The organism is Nitrincola nitratireducens (assembly GCF_000585235.1).
Lineage (GTDB): Bacteria > Pseudomonadota > Gammaproteobacteria > Pseudomonadales > Balneatricaceae > Nitrincola > Nitrincola alkalisediminis.
In genome coordinates this window covers 97494-120180 of the sequence record NZ_AONB01000013.1, presented here as the reverse complement: position 1 = coordinate 120180, position 22687 = coordinate 97494, and the positions used below count along the sequence as shown (strand labels likewise).

Here is a 22687-nt window from a genome sequence, read left to right as displayed (position 1 = left end):
GGTCAACGTGTCCGATTGTTCCTACGTTGACGTGAGGCTTGTTACGTTCAAAAGCTTTCTTAGCCATCTTGAATTCCCAATCTAAGTTTGTTGACCTAAGGCCATAAATACAACAAAGGGCAGACATATTACTATATCTACCCTTAACAATACATGGAGCTCATGGGCGGAATTGAACCGCCGACCTCACCCTTACCAAGGGTGTGCTCTACCCCTGAGCTACATGAGCGAATTTGGAGCGGGTAGCGGGAATCGAACCCGCCTCTTCAGCTTGGAAGGCTGAGGTAATAGCCACTATACCATACCCGCCGGGCGTAGCTGATCGAGGTGGTGGTGGGAGGTGGATTCGAACCACCGAAGCTCTCGCGTCAGATTTACAGTCTGATCCCTTTGGCCACTCGGGAATCCCACCACATCGATTTACATCTTGATCCTTCGTGGTGCCGGCACCAGGAGTCGAACCCGGGACCTACTGATTACAAGTCAGTTGCTCTACCTACTGAGCTATACCGGCGTTGCCATCGAAGTGGTGCGTATATTACTGAGCGGAATATATCTTTGCAAGCCTTATTTTGATTTTTTTATACTTTTTTTTTAAAAAAATCTTTTTTCTTAGGTTTACCGCTCATTCAGCAGAATGATGGATTCCTCCGAGGGCGAAGAATCGATACGCGGTGTCGGCGCCGACTGATTTTGAAAAAACCAAAAACCAGCCAAAACATTTAACAACAGCACAAACATTAACATCCAACGCCAGAACATTGATCCGCCCACGCTAACCCCTCCATCACCAACTCAGGCTCCCATTGAGCTCTTCGCAAATAATCCACCAAGAAATGCCCATCCCCGCCGGTTACAACAAGACTCTGGATGCCTTTCTCATCGGCTTGACGTTGTATTTTTTCTGCCAAGGCACTCAATAGATAACTGCTTCCATTTTTAACACAGGCCTCCGTTGTGACACCAGGCGCTTCATCCCAGCCAAATGACTGAGGATCGAACTTAACCCTTGCTGTGTTGTTCAGCAGAGAGGTTTGCATCATTCTAAGTCCTGGGATGATATACCCCCCCAAATGCTGTCCTTGCGCATCTACCCAATCGACGGTGATTGCACTGCCGCAATCGATCACACAGAGGCCTGAACGCTGACGCTGCCATGCAGCTAGCATGCCGAGCCAACGATCTACGCCCATTTTTTCGGGCCTTTCATAGGCATTCACTAAGTCATACATCTGCGCTACAGATTGAGCAAAAAACACCTGAGAGCATATCGCCTGTAAAGACAATCGCAAGCGCTCATTGATCGCATCACTGGCAACAGAGGCAACACGAACACGCGTCACACCAGAAAATGCCGCATCCTGTACATCTCCCGCTAGAAACGCTTCTGTACTGGCACGCTGGACAGCTGTTTTCCCAACCTGCCCCACAACCCTCCATTTTAGCTGTGTATTTCCGATATCAATTTCAAGCACTTTCGGCAAGCCGGACACTCAACTCTCCCCCATGCAAAGCGTGCACGCCATCCGCTCCTTCAAGCAACAATGCGCCTGAGTCATTTACCCCCTGACATACCCCTTCCCAAGACTGCGAAAGCGTCTTAACAGACACTATCTGCCCCTTAAATGCATCTGCTTCATTCCACTGCGATGTAAAGTGTGCAAAACCCTGCTTCTCAAACACGCTTAGCGCAGGTAACAAATGTTTTAAGAGCATAATCAATAAATCAGTACGACTGCAGACCAAGCCCTGAGACTTCAAGTCCGTCCACGGCTGATCTATTTCACGAGCGATACTTGCAGGCATCGCAACATTAATGCCGATACCGATCACCACTTGACTCTCAATGGAGGTATCACCTGACACTTCGATCAACACGCCAGCTAATTTTTTTCGCTCGACTAGGACATCGTTTGGCCATTTTAGCGCAACATTCAACACTCCAAGTTCGGTCAAGGCCGAACGAATAGCCATACCTACCACCAAACTCAAGCCCTCAAGTGCCGCGACGCCAACCCCAAATCGCCAAGCCAACGAAAAGCAAAGATTCGCTGCAAAGGGACTCGCCCAAGTACGCCCGCGCCGACCGCGCCCTTGCGTTTGTTGCTCGGTGACGCACAAAGCACGATGATACCCATGACGAAATGCATCCATCGCATCCGTGTTTGTTGAGCCGGAGCAAACACTCAGTTGCAAACACTCAATCGAATTCAATGCAGGATGATGCAACGCCTCCTCCAATTGATCCCCATTGATAAGATCCACTCCTCCGGGTATGCGATAGCCTTTGCCACGAACACTGGACACCTCCAACCCCACCGCTTCCAGCAGCTTAACCTGCTTCCATATCGCCGTTCGACTTACCCCTAACTTAGACGCCACCAGGCTTCCCGAATGAAACTGACCATCCGATAGCAACCTTAACAAATCAAGGGTGGTCGCTCCTATTGAAGACGGCGCAGTGAGTTTAGCGATCATTCTGAGCTCGCTTGATAGACAATAAAACTATATGGATACGGGTTAGGCTCAATCGCATTAAAATCTTCTTTTAAAACTTGCTGCCATTTTTGCACATGTATTTCTGGGAAATACGCATCCCCCTCGATTTCCGCATGCACCTGGGTTAAATACAGACGCTCTGCCAAGCTCATTGCCTGCTGATAAATCTCAGCACCGCCTATAATCAACGCTTCATCAACCCCATCAATCAGCGCCTGATGCTCGGCCAATTCAATGGCAGCCTCCAAACTATTCACCACTTTAACTCCGGGTGGCTGATAGGTTGGGCTGCGCGTAATCACTATATTCAAACGCCCAGGCAAAGGACGACCGATAGACTCATAGGTTTTACGCCCCATAATAATGGGCTTACCCTGAGTAATCCGCTTAAAATACTTCAAATCCTCAGGTAAATACCAAGGCAACTTATTCTGCCGCCCAATCACGCGATTCGTGGACTGGGCGACAATAATCGATAGACGCATAACAACCTCAAATAGCAATAGGTGCTTTGATGGGCGGGTAGGGATCGTAGTCCAATATCTCAAAGTCATCATATTCGTATTCAAACAATGAGGCAGGCTTGCGCTTAATCACAAGCCTTGGTAACGGCCTTGGCTCTCTTGATAACTGTTCAGCTACGATACTGGGATCCGAGATGTGGTTATGATACAGATGTAAATCACCAAACGTGTGCACAAACTCCCCGACCGCCAGATCACACTGCTGCGCAATCATGTGCGTGAGTAGCGCATAGGACGCTATATTAAATGGGACACCCAAAAAATAATCTGCACTGCGCTGATAAAGCTGACAACTGAGCGCACCCTTTGCCACATAAAACTGAAACAATGTATGACAAGGGGGCAAAGCAGCTTTCCCTAACCGAGCATTTTCTTGTGGACTTAAACCCTCATCAGGCAAATCAGCCGGATTCCAGCCACTGACCAATAAACGGCGAGATTCTGGACGGCATTTAATTTGCTCAACGACGTTTGAAATTTGATCAATGGTACGGCCATCTGGACACTGCCATGACCGCCACTGTTTGCCATATACAGGCCCTAAGTCTCCATTTTCAAGCGCCCATTCATTCCAAATGGTCACCCCCTGTGCCTGTAAACGTCGATTATCCGTACTGCCTGATAAAAACCATAACAGTTCATGAATTACAGACTTCATATGCACTTTTTTTGTGGTCAATAAGGGAAAGCCTTCTTGCAAATCAAAGCGCATTTGTCGACCAAACAAGGATCGAGTGCCCGTCCCTGTTCGATCACCTCGATCTTCACCTTTATCTAAGATCTCTTGCATCAGGTCTAAATACGCCCGCATGTGCAAACTCCATCAGTCATACTGTTCAACTTTATTTAGCTCGCCTTACGATAGGCCAGCGTCAGGAATACAACCCCACATATAACCATCGGCAGCGACAGCACTTGCCCCATGGTTATCGCATTAAACGCCAAGTAACCCAATTGTGGATCGGGCTCCCGCAGGGTTTCAACCGCAATTCGAAACACACCATACAACGTAAGAAACAGTCCGGAGACCGCCATACGTGGCCGAGGTTTTGCAGAGAAAAACCACAGAACACTAAACAGGACAAAGCCTTCCAAAAACATTTGATAAAGCTGGGATGGATGACGTGCCAAACCGTCTCCTGCAGCTGGAAAAATCACTCCCCAGGTTTGATCCGTCGCCTTACCCCACAACTCGCCTCCAATAAAATTGCCCAAACGCCCCGCACCGAGACCAATTGGAATTAATGGCGCAACAAAATCACCAATGTCAAAGAAGGATTTTTGATACTTTTTGGCAAAGATGGCCAAGGCGGCAAGCACACCCAGAAAACCACCATGAAAGGACATCCCACCCTCCCAGATAGCAAATAACCACAGAGGGTCTTGAAGAAAGTAATCAAAGTGGTAGAAAACAACATACCCCATTCGACCACCCAGAATCACACCAACAGCACCCCAAAAAATCAGATCGGATACCTGTTGCTCACTCCATCCTGATCCTGGCTGCGCGGCTCGTCGATTACCCAACCACCAAGCCGCACCAAAGCCCACCATGTACATCATTCCGTACCAGTGGATCTGCAAAGGACCCAAAGATAGCGCCACGGGATTTATTGCATGTTCCCACATTTTTATATCACCTAATTAAACACTAGAAACCGCATCGCAATCGCAAACAAAAACGCAGCAAAACACTTTTTTAATACGGGCTGCGGAAGCTTATGCGCAAGCCGCGCCCCCAGACCCGCAAACAATGAACTGCTAATCACAATCCCCAGAAAGGCCGGAAGATACACATAACCCAAGCTCCACTCTGGAAGCGATTTGTCTAATCCTACCCAAATATTGGTTAATGCACCCATGACCGCAATCGGCAGCCCACAAGCCGCTGACGTTGCAACTGCACGACGCATTTCCTGACGACGCCATGTCAGATAAGGCACTGACATCGTCCCGCCGCCTATGCCAAAAATTGAAGATGCCCAACCAATGATGCCACCCGCACCCGTCAGTTCAATGCCTGTCGGCACAGTACCGCTTTGTTTCGGTTGCAAAGAAAATGCCATTTGCAACGCGACCAACAAGGCGAACACCCCTAAAATCATTTGCAATACATGCCCTGGTAACAACATGGCTGTATTTACCCCGAGCATAGCACCGATCACTATCCCCAGTGCCAAAGAGCGAAATAGAGACCAATCCACTGCACCTTTGGCATGATGCGCACGAACTGAACTAATAGATGTAATCACAATGGTGGCAAGTGAAGTCGCAACCGCCATGTGTGTTAGATGCTCAACGGGCATCCCTTGCGCTTCGAAACTAAAAATCAACACGGGGACTATAATAAGCCCTCCACCAATACCAAACAGCCCTGCAACCAGTCCTGCAAACGCACCTAGCGCTAAATATAGCGCTATAACCATCAACATAGGGGATTCCTTATCTATCCAATAGACTATTCTTTTTCAGGTGTGGCCGGGCGCGTCAAACGCGTCAAACCAAAAGCCTTCAACGAACGACGCAACTCTTGATGTATTTCTTCAGCGTCATGCATCATTCTAACACGGTGCAGCAGTTGACGAGCATCCTCTAAGGTGACCTCGCGTATCGCGTATTTAACACGCAGTAGATTGTTTGCGTTCACAGATAAGACATCATACCCCATCGCCATCAATAACAGCGCACCCCCGGGATCGGCCGCAATTTCACCACAGATTGACACGTGTTTTTTTTCTTTATGCGCCTCGTGCACAATAAAATCCAACGCTTTTAGAACAGCTGGATGATACGAAGCGTATAGACCGGCTACCCGCGGATTGTTCCTATCGACTGCAAGTAAATATTGCGTAAGATCATTCGAACCAACGGAAATAAAATCAACCATGCGCGCAAAGCGTCGCGCTTGATAGACTGCAGCGGGCACCTCGATCATCACGCCTATAGGAGGACGTTTGACATCATAGCCCTCATCTCTCAATTCATGACATGCACGCTCTATCTGTCGAATAGCCTCTTCAACCTCATGAAGGCTGGTCACCATGGGCAACATGATTCTCAGATTGTTCAAGCCGACCGATGCCCGCAACATGGCCCTAACCTGCACCATGAAAATTTCTGGGTGGTCCAATGTCACTCGAATACCGCGCCAACCTAAGGAGGGGTTTTCTTCGTGAATAGGAAAATACGGCAGGGCTTTATCTCCACCGATATCTAACGTACGCATGGTGACAAGCGCAGGAGCAAAGGCCGCAAGCTGAGTTCGATAACTTTCAAGTTGTTCCATTTCACTCGGGAAACAATCACGAATCATAAACGGAATTTCGGTACGGTATAAACCTATCCCTTCAGCACCTCGTTCTAACGATCGCGCAACATCCGCCGCCAATCCCGTATTTACCCATAAGGGCAATCGATATCCATCTTTGGTAATGGCGGGCAACTCTTTTAGCGCATTAAGCTGATCCAGAACAGCTCGCTCATCACTCAGAATACGGCCATAGGCTTGTAGCAACTCTTCCGAAGGATTGAGATAAACACGTCCGCTGTAACCATCGACGACAATTTCACACGCATTCAAGCGCAAATACGGAATATTGGCCACACCCATCACTGTAGGAATACCCATAGATCTCGCCAAAATTGCAGCATGGGAGTTACCGGAACCACTGATGGACACAAGCCCCGACAACTTTCCTTCAGGCACCATACCCAACATAGCCGGCGTTAACTCATCGGCCAATAGAATAGCATTTTCAGGGTAGGTAACGTCATTGTGCACCTCGTCTTGAAGGTGTCGCAATATTCTTCGACCCAAGTCTTTAATATCGGTTGCACGCTCACTGAGATAACTGTCGTCCATGGCGGAAAAGGCGCGTACATGCTCACTGATGACCTCTTTTAAGGCACCCTGAGCCCACGAACCTGCACGAATACGATCCGACACTTCCAATGCCAGCGCATTGTCATCAAGCATGCGTAAATACACATCAAATAAGGCACGCTCATCAACGCTTAAGCGTTCAGATAAATTAGCCGCAACCTGACGTATCTCATCTCGGACGGCTTCGAGCGCTTGATTAAAGGCTTGCAACTCCGCTTCGGGATCATCCGTGGTTTTATCCGGCACTGTGTCCAGATCGGCAGGCAAGGATACAACGATCACTCGACCAATCGCGACACCCGGCGCGCCGGATACCCCTTCATAACGTACATCCAGTTTGCCGTTCAGGGATGCTCCTAAGGCGTAATGATTTCCGGTGGCATGAGAGTGCGCAATAATGCCCGCCAATTGTGCAGACAGCGTGACCAAAAATGCCTCTTCACTCTCATCAAAACGCCTTTTTTCGTGCTGCTGCACAACCAAGACACCCAAGACTTCACGTTGGTGAATAATAGGAACCCCTAAAAAGGCGTGGAAGCGCTCCTCTCCGGTAATTTGCAAATAATGAAAGGAGGGGTGGGTAAAGGCATCTTGAAGATTAATCGGCTCGGCGCGCTGTGCGACCACCCCCACAATGCCTTCATTTAGGCCTAAGCTAACATGACCCACGGCTTCTTGATTTAAGCCATGCGTTGCCATTAATACATAACGTTGCACCGTTTTATCCAACAAGAAAACGGAACAGACTTCCGTTTTCATGGCTTTTTGAACACGGCTAACAATGATCGACAACACTGCATTTAGATCAGGCGCGATACCCACTTCCTGAACTATTTTGCGTAACACATTTAAGATGCTCATGTTGCCACTCCCCAGCGTTATTATTAGATGTTCGTATGCAGTCGAATCAGCTTAGGAGACAACTCCTTCATGGCTTTCCGATACACTTCACGCTTGAACGACACAACCTGACCCAGCGGATACCAGTAACTCACCCACTGCCAGCCATCAAACTCTGGAGAGTCCGTAAGATCGATCTTCACGGCCGTATCCTTACTTAGCATCTGCAACAAAAACCATTTTTGCTTTTGCCCAATACAAACAGGATGACTGTGTCGTCTCACCATGCGTTTGGGCAAACGATAGCGTAACCATCCCCGAGTCACTGCAAGAATTTCGACGTCGTTTGCCGACAAGCCTATTTCTTCTTGCAATTCCCGATACATTGCCTCTTCAGGTGATTCATGGTCTTGAATCCCACCCTGAGGAAACTGCCACGCATCCTGGCCGACTCGCCTTGCCCACAGTACCTGACCCAGCGAGTTCACCAGGATGATGCCGACATTCGGTCGGAAGCCCTCTGAATCAATCACAATATTTTTACCTGAGTATTTCTTTATAGTCTGTTTATTGTTCCACATCTACGGGTTCACGCAAATAGCCATCTTATCCGATTGGATTGCATATCACCCATGCTTCAGTCTAAGCTATTCTTTCTATTATCACTCAATGCGCCTAGTTTCATTGTATTTCTGAGAAATCTCTGCATTAAACCCCGTAGACCTTTGTTTATACAATGCATTAGAGCATATGATTGCGTCATTTTAAAACAGGACTTGGAGTATCGTACCGTGAGGCTGGCTATTTTTGATCTTGATAACACTCTGCTTGGTGGTGACAGTGACCACGCATGGGGAGCGTTTTTATGCGAAAAAGGAATTGTGGATCCACAGGTCTATCAAGATGCCAACGATTACTTCTACAAACAATACCAAAACGGGTCATTGGATATTGTTGAATTCCTAAGTTTCGCTTTAAAGCCGCTTACTCAGCACCCTATCGCTGATTTACAAGCCTGGCATCAAGAGTTTATGCAAACAAAAATCGAACCCATCATCCTCCCCAAGGCACTTGCGTTGCTCAAACAGCACCGAGACCAAGGGGACTATCTTCTTATCATCACCGCCACGAATGGCTTTATCACTCGCCCTATTGCCGAGCGCTTTGGCGTGGACGATATTTTAGCGACCGAGCCCGAATTCTTGAACAACCAATACACGGGCCGCTTTATTGGCCGCCCTTGCTTTCAAGATGGAAAAGTGACACGCTTGCACGAGTGGCTTGAAAAGACTGGGCATTCGTTAAGCGGCAGCTATTTTTACAGCGATTCTTGCAACGACTTACCGCTGCTCGAAAAAGTGGACAACCCTGTTGCCGTAAATCCCGACGAGATTTTGACCAAGGTTGCTAACGAGCGCGCTTGGCCAATTATCGATTTACGCTAGTAGCCTGGCAACACACGCATGAAGCAGGCTTTAAGATAATTCGTTTCGGGGATAGCCGGATGCATGGGGTGATCTGCACCCTGATGACCTAACGCAAAGACTTGCGCGCTTCGATCAAGCTCTCGGCTATTTCCGCGTAGAATATCAATCAGGCTTTCTTGGCTTAAATGCATTGAGCAAGAGCCTGATACCAACACACCGTCACGACTTAACAAACGCATGGCGAAGTTATTGATCCGAGAATAGGCCCTTTCACCATTGCGAATATCTTTGCGACGCTGAATAAACGCAGGCGGGTCAACCACAACCACATCAAAGCGTTCGCCCTCAGCGGTTAAGGCTTTGCAAATATCAAATGCATCGCCTTTCAATCCCTTAAAGCGTGTTTCACCTTGATTGAGGCGCGCATTCTCTGCAGCAACGTCTAAGGCTGTTTGCGATGCATCGACACAAATGACTTCAGAGGCTCCAGCTGCAAGCGCTTGCGCACCCCAGCCTCCGACATAACTGAATAAATCCAGCACACGCTTTCCTTTGACCAAGGACATCATTCGGGCACGATTTTCCCGATGGTCATAGAACCAGCCCGTCTTTTGGCCATCCAGAACGGGTGCCACCAACGACACGCCATTTTCACTCAGCGGAGCTAACTCTGGCACTTCACCCTGAACGACTTCGACATAACTATCAAGCCCTTCGAGGGCACGCATTTTCCCATCGTTACGCAAAAGAATCGCTTGCGGTGTGAATACCTTGTTCAAGGCATCCACAATATCGGCCTTGACGCGCTCCATCCCTGCGGTGGAAATCTGGACAACGAAAATATCGTAAAAGCGATCGATCACCAAACCTGGTAGACCGTCTGACTCACCGTAGACCAAACGGTAGCAGTTTTCGGAGAAACAGCGTTCACGCAAAGCAAGCGCTATATTCAATCGGTGAACCAGCAACGAACGATCCAAAGGGTATTTAATATCGCGACTGATTAAGCGACCACAAATAAGATTGTTAGGATTGACGTAGGCTAACCCTAGCACCTTTCCTCGCGCATCTTGTACACACACCTGCTCACCTGCCTCGAACTGCTTGAGTGGCGAAAGCTGTGTGTTAATTTCGTTGCTGTAAATCCAAACATGGCCAGCACGCAAACGCTTCTCAGCACCTGCGTTTAGAATAAGCGGTTGAAAGTTCATATATATCGCTTTAGAGAAGCAACCTACGATTCATTCGTAGGTTGTTTGTGTAAAAATCACAGAGTTATCAGCTTTCTGATTCGCAATGCTCTGCGTAACCATCGGCATCCAGCAAATCGTCTAACTCCGCAGGATCGCTTATACGAATACGGAAGAACCAACCGTCACCATAAGGATCTGAGTTCACCAGTTCTGGTGCATCTTCTAAATCTTCGTTAATCGCAATCACTTCACCTGTAAGTGGAGCATAGATATCAGAAGCCGCCTTAACAGACTCAACGACACCTGCATCATCACCCGCTGCCAGCTCGTCGCCCACCTCTGGCAGCTCAACAAACACGACATCACCCAGCAGATCTTGCGCATGGTCCGTGACACCAATCGTGAAGGTTCCATCACCTTCATCACGAATCCACTCGTGACTAGCGACATACTTTAATTCAGCGGGAATGCTACTCATACTTAATCCTACCTGTTTCAGGAATATACTTGTTTACCGTTTCGAACAAACGGTGGCCTTACTATCTTGACACAAACTTGCTTGCCTCGCATATCCACTTCAGCCGTATCTGACTGAGTGATTGGCAGTCTTGCTAATGCAACAGAATAGCCCAATGTCGGTGAAAAGCTACCACTGGTAATCTCACCGTCTTGCCCTTCTGCCGTAATCACTCGTTGATGGGCGCGCAACACACCGCGTGACTCCATCACCAATCCAACCAGCTTATAGGCTGGCCCCTGAGCTTTTTCAGCTTCTAACGCCGTGCGTCCAACGAACGCGCGATCTTGTGGTTCCCAAGCAACCGTCCAGGCCATATTAGAGACCAAAGGTGTGACGTTTTCATCCATGTCTTGGCCATAGAGGTTCATTCCTGCTTCTAACCGTAAGGTGTCTCTGGCTCCCAAACCACAAGGCTTTACTCCAGCATCAGCCAGTTGCTGCCAAAAGCCTGCGGCTTCATCTTCAGGTAGCATGATTTCTAAACCGTCTTCACCCGTATACCCTGTGCGCGCAATAAACCAGCCTTCGGACTCATGACCTTGAAATACATCCAGTTCATCTATTAAGGCTTGGCGGTAGGAACTCAAAACGGATTTGGTTTTTTCGATGGCCTTAGGCCCCTGAATGGCTATCATGGCAAGCTCAGGCTGCTCGGTTAAGGCGACATCCATTTTAGCGGCACGCTCAGACATCCAACGCAAATCTTTTTCACGCGTAGCGCAATTGACTACGAGTCGATAGCCTTCACCGACGACCTCTGAGTCCGTCATTAAATAGACAATCAGGTCATCGATAACACCCCCCTGCTCATTCAGCATGGCGGAGTACAAAGCTTTGCCTTTTTGCTTCAAACGAGCGACGTCGTTCGCAAGCAACAAACGAAGATATTCCCGAGCATCTGGGCCTGTTACATCAACAACCGTCATGTGTGATACATCAAACATGCCTGCGTCTGTACGAACCTGATGATGCTCCTCTACTTGGGAACCATAGTTCAGTGGCATATCCCATCCACCAAAGTCCACCAGTTTGGCTCCCATAGCAAGATGCATAGCGTGAAGTGCGGTTTTATTTCCCATGAAGTTACTCATCTGTACGGCATTCTCAAGCGAACAATCTCACACTGCTCTGCTAGGTCGTGCAAAAAAGGGATATTAATGTAGCGACAAAGCAACTCTAATTCAATTATGAGGCACGTCTACTGTAAGTTTTTTTCACTGGCGATAACAGATCTTCCATGAGTGATACTACTCTCTGCACATGCATGAATAGATACGATTATATCCATAATGTTTAAATTTGGCCTATAATGGATAAAACTGTATCTAGGATGACCAGGTGAAGCATTTATTAATAGCTGAAAATGACGTACAAAAAGCATTTGCAAACCACCTGCGCAAGCAGCGAGAACAAGCCAAGCTTTCCCGCGAAGAGTTAGCAGAGCGAAGTACCGTGCCTGCTGCAACGATCAAAAAATTCGAGCTAACAGGGCAGATCTCATTTCGTCAGCTTCTTTTACTCTGGCAAACCCTCGACGACTTAAAACGTCTTTATGCATTAACGCAGTTGGAGGCTGAACGCTTCAAAGTGCCAACATCAATTGAAGAGGTGCTGAAAGATGGCCTTTAAGCCAGTTCAAAAACTCGTTGTGTCGCGCACACTTTCATCTGGTAAGAAGGTTGTTGTTGGTGTGCTCGCGCAAAATCGCCATGGCGTTTTCTTTCAGTATGATCAAGCGTATCTAAGTCGTTTTGAAAATCTCTCGCCATTTGCTATCCATTTTGATGCGTCGTTGCAACAAGCACCTAAGACTCCCCATGGGGGATTACATGGCGTATTTGCCGACGCATTACCTGATGGTTGGGGGTTGTTACTGCAAGATCGTGTTTTTCGTCAGCATGACCTATTACCAGCCAGTATTACCGCAATGGATCGCCTGGCATTTGTAGGAAACTCCGCAATGGGAGCCTTATCGTTTAGCCCAACATCAGAATATGTGGAAAAGTCAAACGAAGAAATAAGCTTGGATAAGCTAGGGCTAAATGCACAGGCAATATTTGATGGTCAAACTGAAGTTGTTTTGGCTGAACTCATTGCCGCGGGTAGCTCTGGCGGTGCAAGACCTAAAGCCCAAGTCTATTTTGATGACGATAACCCTAACCTATGCCGGACTACGCCCAAGCCAAATGATGAAGCTTGGTTAGTCAAATTTACATCTGCCAATTTGGCGCTGGGCCATGAAGAAAGCGTGTGCGAGGCGGCCCATTTAACATTGGCAGAGCAGGCAGGGCTAAAGCCACCCATATGGAAATTGCTGAATGCACCTCAGCGTTCAGGGGCTGAAAAATGGCTAGCACTCAGACGCTTTGATTATGTAAATAACCCAGATGGATCGTCTGGTAGACTCCATTTGCATAGTGCGTGCGGCTTACTGGATGCTGATTTTCGTTCACCGAGCTTGGATTACGAGGATCTTATTAAAGCCACTAGGATGCTGTGTAAATCACCCGCCGCAGGCCAACTACAATTCAAAAGGGCTATTTTTAACCTATTGGTCTGCAATCAAGACGATCACAGTAAAAACTGGGCATTTTTGCAAAGTGATAAGGGTGAATGGCAACCTGCACCCTTTTACGATGTCACCTATAGCCCACACCCTTTCGGTGAGCACGCGACCTCCTTTGCTGGTTTTGGCAAACACCCCCCGCTTAAAGCACTGCAAAAACTGGCAGATGCCGCTGGTTTTGCTCGCTGGCCAATCGCGGCACAAGTGATTAAGGAACTTATTGAGGTTGTATCCGATTTCAATAAGGTTGCAACCACATTAGGGGTCACACGCCAGACCGCCTGTTTAATCGCCGAACAGATAAGAAACTCCACAAACGCTATAAATAGAACGCTTGGTTAAGCTATGGCAGCCTACTGCTGAGCAAAAAAGGACTTTAAAGTGGGTGGTAGCTAACGATAAAGTCCAGCTAAACTTGCCAACAGCTACAAGGCGACTTGCGTATCTAAACACTCTTCTGAGTCTGCAACAGTGTTGCAATACACTCTCCCTCAAAACACCCTAATGGGTGCTCGACACAGAGGCGGCAAATCCCCTTTAGTGCCCATCGCCATGGCTACCAAATGATTTTTCACCGGAGCCAGTTGGTCAAGACCCTTCATGCCCAAGCTTCGCAACAAACGAATGGGCGCAGGCCTGTGTCCAAACAGACGGCGAAACACTTCCATGGTCGCGGCCATTTTGATATTTTCGGCTCGTCTTTGCCTCTGAAACCGACGCAGTACCGCCAGTGATGACAAAGACTCTCCTGCCTGATGCGCTTGCGTTAACACATCTGCCAGTGAGGCGACATCCAAAAAGCCAAGATTGACGCCCTGCCCCGCCAGAGGATGAATCGTATGCGCTGCATCACCTATTAAGCTAAGCCTGTATCAACGTACTGATGCGCATGCCTTTGGCGTAAATTTAATGCCATCACTCGATCAGCCACTCGTATGTCACCTAGCCGCCCCCCCACCGCATGAGTAATCGCTTGTCCTAGTGCCTCGTCTGAGAGCGCTTGTAAGGACCGCGCATGTGCAGGAGAGGTGGACCAAACCAATGATAAATAGTGTGGGGAAGTAGATGCTAGAGGCAATAGTGCCAAAGGGCCATCCTCGGTAAAAACCTGCCAACAGGTATGTTGATGACTCTGCTCACTGATCAAGGTGGTCACCAACGCATGATGACCGTAATCCCACTCCGTTGCACCAATACCCGAGAGCTGCCTAGTTTTTGACAACGCGCCATCGGCCCCAATCAACAGCGGTGTATGAATAATGTCACTGTTGGTCAAGGTGATCTGACGTCCACCGGCTGCATCGGGTGCGCTCAACGCTGACAGGCCAACACCTTGCATGATTTCGATCTGCGCATATTGCTGAACAACCTTGAGCAACGCCGCATGTATAATACGGTTTTCGACGATATGACCTAAACAGGGTTCATGCAACTCATCCGCGCTGAAATGAATTTCGCCACGCCCCATACCGTCCCAAACATGCATATCGGTATAAGCGGCCGCACGCAAGCCCTCAATAATTGACCAAGCACCCAAAGAGTCTAATAGCTGAGACGATGCCTTTGTCAAAGCGCTCACGCGCACATCAAAACGATCACTTGGCAGCGCATCTAATGCACCACTCTGCTCAAGAGCCTGCTGCTCAAGCAGTAGAATACGCAACCCCGTCGGCGCTAAGGCGGCGGCTAACGCCAAGCCAACCATACCGGCACCCGAGATTACCAGATCAAAACGCATTGCTGTCTCAGACATCATCTTTCCTCTTAGATCCTTAGTGCCGGATAATCCAAGCCCATTGCCGAGCGTGCTAGCAAGGTTTTAAGCAGTGGGCTCACATCCAATAACTGCAGGCCTAAATCGCGCCCCAGTGCTGAAATGCTATTCGAGTTGGAAAACAACTTCATCGTTTTATCGCTAAACGCAATGGTTCTGAACTGATCTTGGCGGCGCTTTTGCTCAAAGGCTTGCAAGGCTTCAAGATCGCCCAATGCGCGTTGTTGACGACAGCTGGCCAGGATTGTTTCGGCTAAGTCTGTCACTCCGCGCAAGGCAAGGTTATACCCCTGCCCGGCAATGGGATGCAGCGAGTGCGCCGCATTGCCGAGCATGACCAGCCCTGTTCGGACCTGTTCTTGAGCCACGGTCAGCTTTAAAGGATAGTGATAACGCTCACCCACTCGTATAAAACGTCCAGCTCGATAACCAAATGTCTCTTGTAATTCCTGAAGAAATGCCCTGTCCGATAGATTCAATACCCGATCAATGGATGCCTCAGGCAATGTCCAGATTAACCCACAACGCTGCTCATAGCCTTGAGGCTCACTGGGTAACAAGGCCATGGGGCCTGTGGCCGTAAAGCGCTCATAGGCGACACCCCCATGTGGACGATCAATGCTGACATTGCTGACCAATGCATACTGTTGATAACTCTCTTGGCTATATGGAATACCCAGTGTGTTTCGTAACTCGGAGCGCCCACCATCCGCCATCACCACTAATTGCGCCTGACACTCATAGCGGTCACCGCCCGATTGCACCTCAACTTTATACCCCCCAGCCTGATGCGTTAAAGACATCACCTCTGCTGGACAGATTAAATCAACAGCCCCCTGGCCCTTGTCCCTAAGGTGATCCAGCAGCACACGACCTAACCAATGATTCTCGACCACATACCCCAGCGCTGGAACGCCTTCCTCTTTAGCATGCAAACGCGCCGCACCAAAATGCCCTTTATCCGAAACATGAATATGCTCAATCGGGGTCAAGTGCTCTGCCAGACGCTGCCACACACCCGTGCGTTCATAAAAGCTTCGTGCTCCAAAGGATAGTGCCGTTGTTCGAGCATCGTAGCTCGGCTGATAGGGTTCACCAGGACTCGGCATTGCCTGTGCTTCAATGACAGCAATGGACAGTCCTAAGGAGTCAGCAACGGGTAGAAGCGCCGTCGCTAAACTGGCGCCGACCATTCCACCACCAATAATCAATAGATCGTATGTGGGTGCCATTACAGACTCCTAACGCGCCATCAAGGCTTCTATTTCATCGATTTCTTTGGGCACTGAAGCGTCAACACATGATGACCTGTTGCTGTTACCAGCACGTCGTCTTCAATTCGTATTCCGATGCCTCGCCAACGCGGATCAACGTCCTGATTATCCGCCGCTATATACAGACCAGGCTCTACAGTCATGACCATTCCCTCTTCCAGAGGCCGCCAATCCCCTTTTTGCTTGTACGCACCCACGTCATGAACATCCATACCCAGCCAGTGCCCTATTCTGTGCATATAAAAAGGCTTGTAGGCACCGGCTTCAATCAATTGATCGACCTCACCTTTCAACAAACCTAGCTCAAGCAAACCTTCGGTTAACAGCCTTACAGACAAATCATGAATCGCATTCCAAGGCGTTCCCGGCTTAATGGCCTCGATGCATTGCTTTTGCACGTCAAGTACGAGCCCGTACAAGGCTTTTTGCTCTGGTGAAAAACGCCCATTGACCGGGAAAGTGCGGGTAATATCACTTGCATAGCAATCCAGTTCGCACCCCGCATCAATCAAAACCAAATCGCCATCCTTCAGCTCAGCGCTATTCTCTATGTAATGGAGAATACAGGCATTCTGACCGCCTCCAACAATGGGCGTATAGGCTTGAAAACGAGCGCCTTGCATTGCGCAATAATGCTGGATTTCAGCTTCTAACTGATACTCCATCACACCCGGACGACACACCTGCATCGCACGAATATGCGCGTGTGCAGAAATATCGGCAGCGCGCTGCATGAGCGCAATTTCAGCGTCATCTTTAAACAGGCGCATTTCGTGTAGCAAATCATCAATCAATCCAAGCTGACTAGGGGCATGACGGCCTTGGCGTGACGCCTCACGTAATCCTTTTAACCAATTCATAACCTTCGCATCAAACTCAGCGCTCTGGCCCCAGGCATAATAAAGTGCCTGTGTACCGTCCAACAAATCGGGCAGTTGCTTGTCTATATCGCACAGGGTAAAGGCTTGATCCATCCCATATTGACTGACGCAGCCTTCTGGACCTGCTCTAAAACCTGTCCAGATTTCCATCGCTGGATCACGGGGCTGACAAAATAGAATGCTGCGACCTTGATCCCGACCCGGCAACAAAACCAACAGTGCATCCGGCTCATTAAAACCCGTCAGATAGTAAAAACTACTGTCTTGTCGGAAAGCATACTCCGCATCTCTATTTCGAGTTACCAAACGGTTCGCCGCGATCAGTGCAACGCTACCGTCAGGCATTTTTGACATAAGCTGTGCGCGTCGTCTGGCGAAAACAGATTGATCTAATGTCATCAACATTCAAATACCCCTTAATGCAAGACTGCCGGTTTGTCCGATGAGTCGTCCACATCGGGCTGATTATACTCAAGAAACACCAAAACCAAGGCCATGCGCACATACTCAGCCACTTCCATGAAATTTGCCTCGTCACCAGGCTCTTCCTCTGAGTCCGCTTCTATCTGCGCAATTTGAGCCAAGTCTTGAATCGCCTCATTCACTTGTTCCGACAAATGCTTCGTTGCCACCTGCATCCCAAAGCCAGCAAGAAAACCACTGCACCAACTCCCCAGCGCATCAACTCGATCACCGAGCGCTTGATCATCGTCAGGCAATAATAATTCTACGGCCAAAGAGTCCGATTGGAGTTGCACAAGCGTTGCTTGGTAAACGCTCAGCAACCCTAGTTTAGAGGCTTCTTGCTTAAAAGCACTGACGTCGGTCAGGTCCGCAAGCATTCGGAGTAATGTATCAGGGTCAAATCGTGCTCCTGCCGCCACATGACCTGCAATCACCCCATGCAGTTCTGAGGGCGAAAGGGTGAGAATGCCTTCTTCTATCAGTGCATTCGCAAGCGTATCAAAATCAGGCAGTTCTGTAGGGAATATATCTTTAGACATAGCGCATCGCATTACTCAATGATGAATGAATGTTGATATGCTAGCATTTACTGAAGAGAGTATGAACAAAAGCACCGATTGACCCCGTAGCGTGCGCTGTTTATATTGACGCTAACGCTGAGAGGAACCTGTACGTCATGAGTGAACACTATTTTGATGCGCTCGAACATAAAATTGATCGATTAATTACGCGCCTTGAAGAATTAGAGCATGAAAATGTGCGTCTTAAAGAACAAGAAGTTCGTCTAAGAGATGAGCGCAATCAATTGCTAACCCTTAACAACCAGACTCAAAGCAAAGTTGAGGCAATGATTGCCCGACTCAAATCATTGGAGCAACGCTCATGAGCGCATCTCGCAGCGTGACCGTCAAACTTCTCGATAAAGAGTACACCATTAGCTGTCCAGACGGAGCCGAAGCCGAGTTGCTGGCGTCGGCCGATTACCTCAATGAAAAAATGCGTGATATACGCAATACAGGGAAAATCGTCGGGCTGGAGCGCATTGCGGTGATGGCGGCATTAAATATGTCGCATGAGTTGATGAAGAACAAAGAAGAACAACGGCACGTTGTTGAAATGAACTTACGACGTATCAGTAATAAAATTGATCGAGCGCTGAACGATAAAAAAGGATAACACCTGACAATTGTCTTAAATTTGTTATAATAGGGTTGTCTCCTAGGATGTTCGAGAGTTGGTTAAGTCCCTCGAGCCTATAAATTCCTACTTGGCGGTGTTACTTTGGTGTTGTGTGCATGTCCGAACTTTCGGAAAGCCTAATACGCCAGATAATGCCTCCACTCTGAACCTCACGGTTCAGGGCCACAATCAATATCGGCATTCTGGGAGATCCTGTACACACCATGTCGACCGCCATCAAAAAACAAACACTTCGCCAACAGATGCGAAGCGCTCGCCGAGCTCTATCCCCACACCAGCAACGCCAAAACGCCCGTCTCTTATGCCGAACAGTTACGTCTCAGCTCTGGTTTCAACAGGCCAAATCTATCGCCCTCTATTTACCCAATGATGGTGAAATAGACCCAAGCCTTCTCATCCAGTACTGCTGGGCATCGGGAAAAAAAGTATACCTACCTAAGCTGCACCCCACAGCCAAGCATCGACTTATTTTTGTGGCCTACACCGCAAAGAGCAAAATGCGCCTGAATTGCTACCGAATTCCTGAACCTGTGATTCAGGGACTCAAACCAAGACCGGCTTGGGCTTTAAGTTTGGTCATGTTTCCATTGGTTGCATTTGATCAAAACGGAGGCAGATTAGGAATGGGGGGGCTACTATGACCGGACGTTTAGCTTCAAGCATCTGTCTAAAGGTATGAATTCAACAAAGCTTATTGGCTTGGCACACGATCTGCAGAAAACAGAGAATTTACCCACCGAGTCGTGGGACATCCCCCTGCAGGGCATTGCTACGGATAAACACTACTATCCTTGTTAAGCACCGAATAACGCTAGGACTAACTGTTGAAAACCTGCTGAACTAATGAGGCTATCTCGGGGGCACTTTGTGAGACACCAGTCATAACCGTGCCCACAATAAAGAACAATACTACAACCAGAATAAGGTCAGGACTCCTTTTCATTCACTCGTATCTCACAATTGTAATAGGTTAGTGACAAACTCGTCGTGCGAAATAGGTGCTAGATGCTTGGCGTGCAAACGAACGTAGCATTCTATAATTTAAAACTATCGACGCAATAGTTTTTCACATCCAGAAATAAAATCAAGCATTAATTCGCTTTACCACGAAAGTCGTAAAAAAGCGCTGAATTTACCCGACAAATGACAAAACCAAGGGTAAGGTCACCATCGCAAAGAGCGTTTGTGCCGTGATGATCGCGGCCATCAATGGCGCATCGCCCCCAAGCTGACGAGCAAGAATATAGGCAGACGTGGCTGTAGGCATAGCGGCAAAAATGATCAGCACTTGAGAGGCCAACTCGGACAACTGAAACCCATAGGCAACCCCCCACGCAATAACAGGGAACAACAGAAGTTTGATTGCCGACGAGACATACAGCACCCGCCCGGACGATCTCAGTGCATTCAGGTTTAGCGCAGCCCCCACGGACAGTAATCCTAAGGGTAATGCCATTTGCCCTAACAACCCGAGAGTAGCAGATATCGTCGATGGCAACCCACCCAGTTGATTGACAAGAACCCCAGCAAAACAGGCAAGAATCAGTGGATTAGTCACGAGCGCCTTAAGCGTGGGCAATAGATTGGAGCCAATACCCTTTTCACTGGAGAACACCAGAACGCAGAGTATATTAAGAACAGGAATCATCACCGCGGCAATAATGGCAGCCACCACTAAGCCCGCTGATGACAAGAGTGCCGAAGTGGTGGCCAAGGCAACGAAGGTATTAAAACGCATACTGCCTTGATAAAACGACGTGTAGGTTGCAAATTCAACCTCTAAGCGTTTCTTGAGCAACACGCAAATACCACTGACAATGGCCAACAGAACCAAAACAGCCAATACAATTCGTACAGACTCTCCTCCTGAAAGACTGGCCTGACTCAAACTATTCACCAATAAGGCTGGAAACAGCAGGTAGTAGGTAAAACGCTCAGCGGGCGCCCAAAATCCCTCACCCGGAAATCCGTGGCGGCGAGCCAGAAAACCTATCATCAGCAACGCAAAAATAGGCACTAACGCAGAGATGATCTGTAGCATCGCCCTTCCTCAAACCTTCGGTGAATGAAGGCATCTAGAGAACACCAGATGCCTCTGCTGAATCAGTCGACTGAACGCGCTTGGAGCATTTGACGCCCCTGTTGCACAGCCCATCTCACTTGATCAGGTGCGGTGCCACCAATATGATTCCGAGCGGCGACGGATCCATCCAGCGACAACACATCAAACACATCGGCCTCTATGATTGTTGAAAACTGTTGCAACTCGTCAAGTGACATTTCACCTAGGTCTTTCTGTGTGCGAACACCATAGGCGACAGACAATCCAACGATTTCGTGCGCATCACGGAAGGCAACACCTTTGCGAACCAAATAATCAGCCAAATCCGTTGCGGTTGAAAAGCCTCTCAGTGCGGCTTCTCTCATGACGTCTTTACGAGCTTCAAGCGCAGGGATCATATCTGCAAAGGCTCTCAGGCAGCCTTTAACGGTATCGACCGTATCGAACAGCGGCTCTTTATCTTCTTGATTATCTTTGTTGTACGCCAGCGGTTGAGACTTCATCAATGTCAGCAACGACACCAAATGACCGTACACGCGTCCACTTTTACCGCGAACCAATTCAGGCACATCTGGATTTTTCTTTTGCGGCATAATTGAAGAGCCCGTACAGAAACGATCCGGCAAGTTAATGAAATTAAACTGTGAGGATGTCCACAACACCAACTCTTCAGACATACGTGTCATGTGCATCAGCAACAAACTGGATGCTGCACAAAACTCGATGGCAAAATCACGATCTGAGACGGCATCCAACGAGTTATTAGTTGGTGCCGAAAATTGAAGCAGCTCTGCGGTATAAAAACGATCAATCGGATAGGTTGTACCCGCCAATGCGGCAGCACCTAACGGCAGAACATTAATCCGTTTCCGGCAATCCACAAAGCGCTCGTAATCACGGCTGAGCATTTCAAACCAAGCCATTAAATGATGACCGAACGTGACGGGCTGCGCCGTTTGTAAATGGGTAAAGCCCGGCATGATTGTATCGGCCTCACGCTCAGCCAGATCTAACAGCCCACTTTGTAAACGACTGATTTCGTCTAAAATCAAATCCGTTTCATCACGCATATACAAACGGATATCCGTAGCGACTTGATCATTACGTGAACGGCCTGTGTGTAACTTCTTACCCGTAATGCCAATTTTACGTGTTAAGGCGGCTTCGATGTTCATGTGCACATCTTCGAGTTCAATCGACCACTCAAACTCACCTCGCTCGATTTCCACACGGATTTCGCTTAACCCGCGAATAATGTCATCACGCTCCACATCACTTAAGACGCCAACCTTTGCCAACATACGCGCATGCGCAATTGATCCCTGAATATCCTGTCTAAATAGACGCTGATCAAACATGACTGAAGCGGTAAAACGAGCAACGAACGCATCGGTAGGCTCCGAGAAACGTCCGCCCCACTGTTGATTGGTTTTTTCACTCATGTTGAGATCTCCGTGAAGGGCTAAAAAATAAACGCAATTATACCAATGTTATCATCATAATGGACGTAGGATTTCGCCTGAAACACTGTCTTCTGGTACAATCCCATGTATTTTAAGATGATTAATCGCGGTGACAG

The 22687-nt window shown here is 48.3% G+C and carries 23 protein-coding genes, 4 tRNA genes, 1 other RNA gene and 1 pseudogene; 7 read left to right on the top strand and 22 right to left on the bottom strand.

Translation table 11 applies throughout. The features are described 5' to 3' along the window. Positions 1 to 154: 154 nt before the first annotated feature. The 12 genes from D791_RS12000 to D791_RS11945 all read right to left on the bottom strand — a co-directional run bounded on the left by D791_RS12000 (position 155) and on the right by D791_RS11945 (position 8279). Positions 155 to 229: transfer RNA gene (locus D791_RS12000), tRNA-Thr, on the bottom strand. A gap of 5 nt (positions 230 to 234) precedes the next feature. Further along, positions 235 to 309, bottom strand: a tRNA-Gly gene (locus D791_RS11995). Positions 310 to 328: 19 nt separating this feature from the next. Further along, positions 329 to 412 (bottom strand) — tRNA-Tyr (locus D791_RS11990). A gap of 26 nt (positions 413 to 438) precedes the next feature. Beyond that, positions 439 to 514 (bottom strand) — tRNA-Thr (locus D791_RS11985). Positions 515 to 740: 226 nt separating this feature from the next. Then, positions 741 to 1493, bottom strand: a complete 753-nt coding sequence (locus D791_RS11980; protein WP_051514478.1) for a type III pantothenate kinase — start codon at positions 1491 to 1493, stop codon at positions 741 to 743. After that, the gene (gene birA / locus D791_RS11975; RefSeq protein ID WP_051514477.1) at positions 1468 to 2478 is read right to left on the bottom strand and encodes a bifunctional biotin--[acetyl-CoA-carboxylase] ligase/biotin operon repressor BirA; all 1011 of its coding nucleotides are present in this window, start codon (positions 2476 to 2478) and stop codon (positions 1468 to 1470) included. Before birA ends, D791_RS11980 begins: the two co-directional genes overlap by 26 nt. Further along, positions 2475 to 2984: a dihydrofolate reductase gene (locus tag D791_RS11970; protein ID WP_036511912.1), complete on the bottom strand. Its 510-nt coding sequence runs from the start codon at positions 2982 to 2984 to the stop codon at positions 2475 to 2477. Before D791_RS11970 ends, birA begins: the two co-directional genes overlap by 4 nt. 7 nt (positions 2985 to 2991) lie before the next feature. After that, a complete protein-coding gene (locus D791_RS11965) occupies positions 2992 to 3834 on the bottom strand; it encodes a thymidylate synthase (protein WP_036511910.1) in 843 nt (280 codons plus the stop codon). 35 nt (positions 3835 to 3869) lie between these two features. After that, positions 3870 to 4652, bottom strand: coding sequence for a prolipoprotein diacylglyceryl transferase (gene lgt, locus D791_RS11960; protein WP_036511908.1), 783 nt, complete (start codon positions 4650 to 4652; stop codon positions 3870 to 3872). Between the two features lie 11 nt (positions 4653 to 4663). Then, positions 4664 to 5455: a sulfite exporter TauE/SafE family protein gene (locus tag D791_RS11955; RefSeq protein WP_036511906.1), complete on the bottom strand. Its 792-nt coding sequence runs from the start codon at positions 5453 to 5455 to the stop codon at positions 4664 to 4666. 26 nt (positions 5456 to 5481) lie between these two features. Continuing rightward, entirely contained in the window at positions 5482 to 7767 is a 2286-nt protein-coding gene (gene ptsP, locus D791_RS11950; protein ID WP_237748627.1) for a phosphoenolpyruvate--protein phosphotransferase, read from the bottom strand. Between the two features lie 23 nt (positions 7768 to 7790). Then, a complete protein-coding gene (locus D791_RS11945; protein WP_036511904.1) occupies positions 7791 to 8279 on the bottom strand; it encodes an RNA pyrophosphohydrolase in 489 nt (162 codons plus the stop codon). Positions 8280 to 8537: 258 nt separating this feature from the next. Between D791_RS11945 and D791_RS11940 the strand changes: the two genes are divergently transcribed. Next, positions 8538 to 9191 carry a histidinol-phosphatase gene (locus tag D791_RS11940; protein WP_036511902.1) on the top strand — a complete coding sequence of 218 codons (654 nt, stop codon included), beginning with the start codon at positions 8538 to 8540 and terminating at the stop codon, positions 9189 to 9191. Here the strand turns inward: D791_RS11940 and D791_RS11935 are convergent. From D791_RS11935 to gcvT, 3 genes are all read right to left on the bottom strand, one after another. Then, a complete protein-coding gene (locus D791_RS11935) occupies positions 9188 to 10384 on the bottom strand; it encodes a class I SAM-dependent rRNA methyltransferase (RefSeq protein WP_036511900.1) in 1197 nt (398 codons plus the stop codon). The genes D791_RS11940 and D791_RS11935 overlap by 4 nt on opposite strands. 67 nt (positions 10385 to 10451) lie before the next feature. Continuing rightward, on the bottom strand, positions 10452 to 10844 hold the full coding sequence (gene gcvH / locus D791_RS11930; RefSeq protein WP_036511898.1) for a glycine cleavage system protein GcvH: 393 nt from the start codon (positions 10842 to 10844) through the stop codon (positions 10452 to 10454). 17 nt (positions 10845 to 10861) lie between these two features. Continuing rightward, the gene (gene gcvT, locus D791_RS11925; RefSeq protein ID WP_036511896.1) at positions 10862 to 11965 is read right to left on the bottom strand and encodes a glycine cleavage system aminomethyltransferase GcvT; all 1104 of its coding nucleotides are present in this window, start codon (positions 11963 to 11965) and stop codon (positions 10862 to 10864) included. Between the two features lie 259 nt (positions 11966 to 12224). Between gcvT and D791_RS11920 the strand changes: the two genes are divergently transcribed. Both D791_RS11920 and D791_RS11915 read left to right on the top strand, forming a co-directional pair. After that, entirely contained in the window at positions 12225 to 12515 is a 291-nt protein-coding gene (locus D791_RS11920) for a helix-turn-helix domain-containing protein (RefSeq protein ID WP_036511894.1), read from the top strand. Continuing rightward, entirely contained in the window at positions 12505 to 13794 is a 1290-nt protein-coding gene (locus D791_RS11915) for a type II toxin-antitoxin system HipA family toxin (protein WP_036511892.1), read from the top strand. Before D791_RS11920 ends, D791_RS11915 begins: the two co-directional genes overlap by 11 nt. A gap of 149 nt (positions 13795 to 13943) precedes the next feature. Here the strand turns inward: D791_RS11915 and D791_RS21475 are convergent, their stop codons facing one another. The 5 genes from D791_RS21475 to D791_RS11895 are packed head-to-tail and all read right to left on the bottom strand — an operon-like array spanning position 13944 to position 18385. Then, positions 13944 to 14279 (bottom strand): Rossmann-fold NAD(P)-binding domain-containing protein, encoded by a 336-nt coding sequence (locus D791_RS21475; protein WP_272944840.1) that lies wholly within the window; start codon positions 14277 to 14279, stop codon positions 13944 to 13946. Positions 14280 to 14308: 29 nt separating this feature from the next. Beyond that, a complete protein-coding gene (locus tag D791_RS11910) occupies positions 14309 to 15205 on the bottom strand; it encodes an FAD-dependent monooxygenase (protein ID WP_272944839.1) in 897 nt (298 codons plus the stop codon). Positions 15206 to 15216: 11 nt separating this feature from the next. Further along, positions 15217 to 16458, bottom strand: a complete 1242-nt coding sequence (gene ubiH / locus D791_RS11905) for a 2-octaprenyl-6-methoxyphenyl hydroxylase (RefSeq protein ID WP_036511890.1) — start codon at positions 16456 to 16458, stop codon at positions 15217 to 15219. A gap of 29 nt (positions 16459 to 16487) precedes the next feature. After that, entirely contained in the window at positions 16488 to 17786 is a 1299-nt protein-coding gene (gene pepP / locus D791_RS11900; RefSeq protein ID WP_337588644.1) for a Xaa-Pro aminopeptidase, read from the bottom strand. 11 nt (positions 17787 to 17797) lie between these two features. Further along, a complete protein-coding gene (locus D791_RS11895; RefSeq protein ID WP_036511888.1) occupies positions 17798 to 18385 on the bottom strand; it encodes a UPF0149 family protein in 588 nt (195 codons plus the stop codon). A gap of 137 nt (positions 18386 to 18522) precedes the next feature. Here D791_RS11895 and D791_RS11890 point away from each other — a divergent pair, with 137 nt between their 5' ends. From D791_RS11890 to D791_RS11880, 4 genes and pseudogenes are all read left to right on the top strand, one after another. Beyond that, positions 18523 to 18732, top strand: a complete 210-nt coding sequence (locus tag D791_RS11890) for a TIGR02449 family protein (RefSeq protein WP_036511886.1) — start codon at positions 18523 to 18525, stop codon at positions 18730 to 18732. Continuing rightward, a complete protein-coding gene (locus tag D791_RS11885) occupies positions 18729 to 19022 on the top strand; it encodes a cell division protein ZapA (protein ID WP_036511884.1) in 294 nt (97 codons plus the stop codon). The genes D791_RS11890 and D791_RS11885 overlap by 4 nt, the downstream gene beginning before the upstream one ends. A gap of 36 nt (positions 19023 to 19058) precedes the next feature. Beyond that, positions 19059 to 19239: non-coding RNA, 6S RNA (gene ssrS / locus D791_RS19725), on the top strand. Between the two features lie 10 nt (positions 19240 to 19249). Then, a pseudogene (locus tag D791_RS11880) lies at positions 19250 to 19844 on the top strand (5-formyltetrahydrofolate cyclo-ligase). A 334-nt stretch (positions 19845 to 20178) separates the two neighbouring features. Here D791_RS11880 and D791_RS11875 read toward each other — a convergent pair. Together D791_RS11875 and argH are read right to left on the bottom strand one after the other, a co-directional pair. Then, complete coding sequence (locus D791_RS11875) at positions 20179 to 21087, bottom strand: AEC family transporter (RefSeq protein WP_036511882.1); 909 nt, start codon at positions 21085 to 21087, stop codon at positions 20179 to 20181. Positions 21088 to 21149: 62 nt separating this feature from the next. After that, a complete protein-coding gene (gene argH, locus D791_RS11870; RefSeq protein ID WP_036511879.1) occupies positions 21150 to 22550 on the bottom strand; it encodes an argininosuccinate lyase in 1401 nt (466 codons plus the stop codon). Between the last annotated feature and the right edge of the window lie 137 nt (positions 22551 to 22687).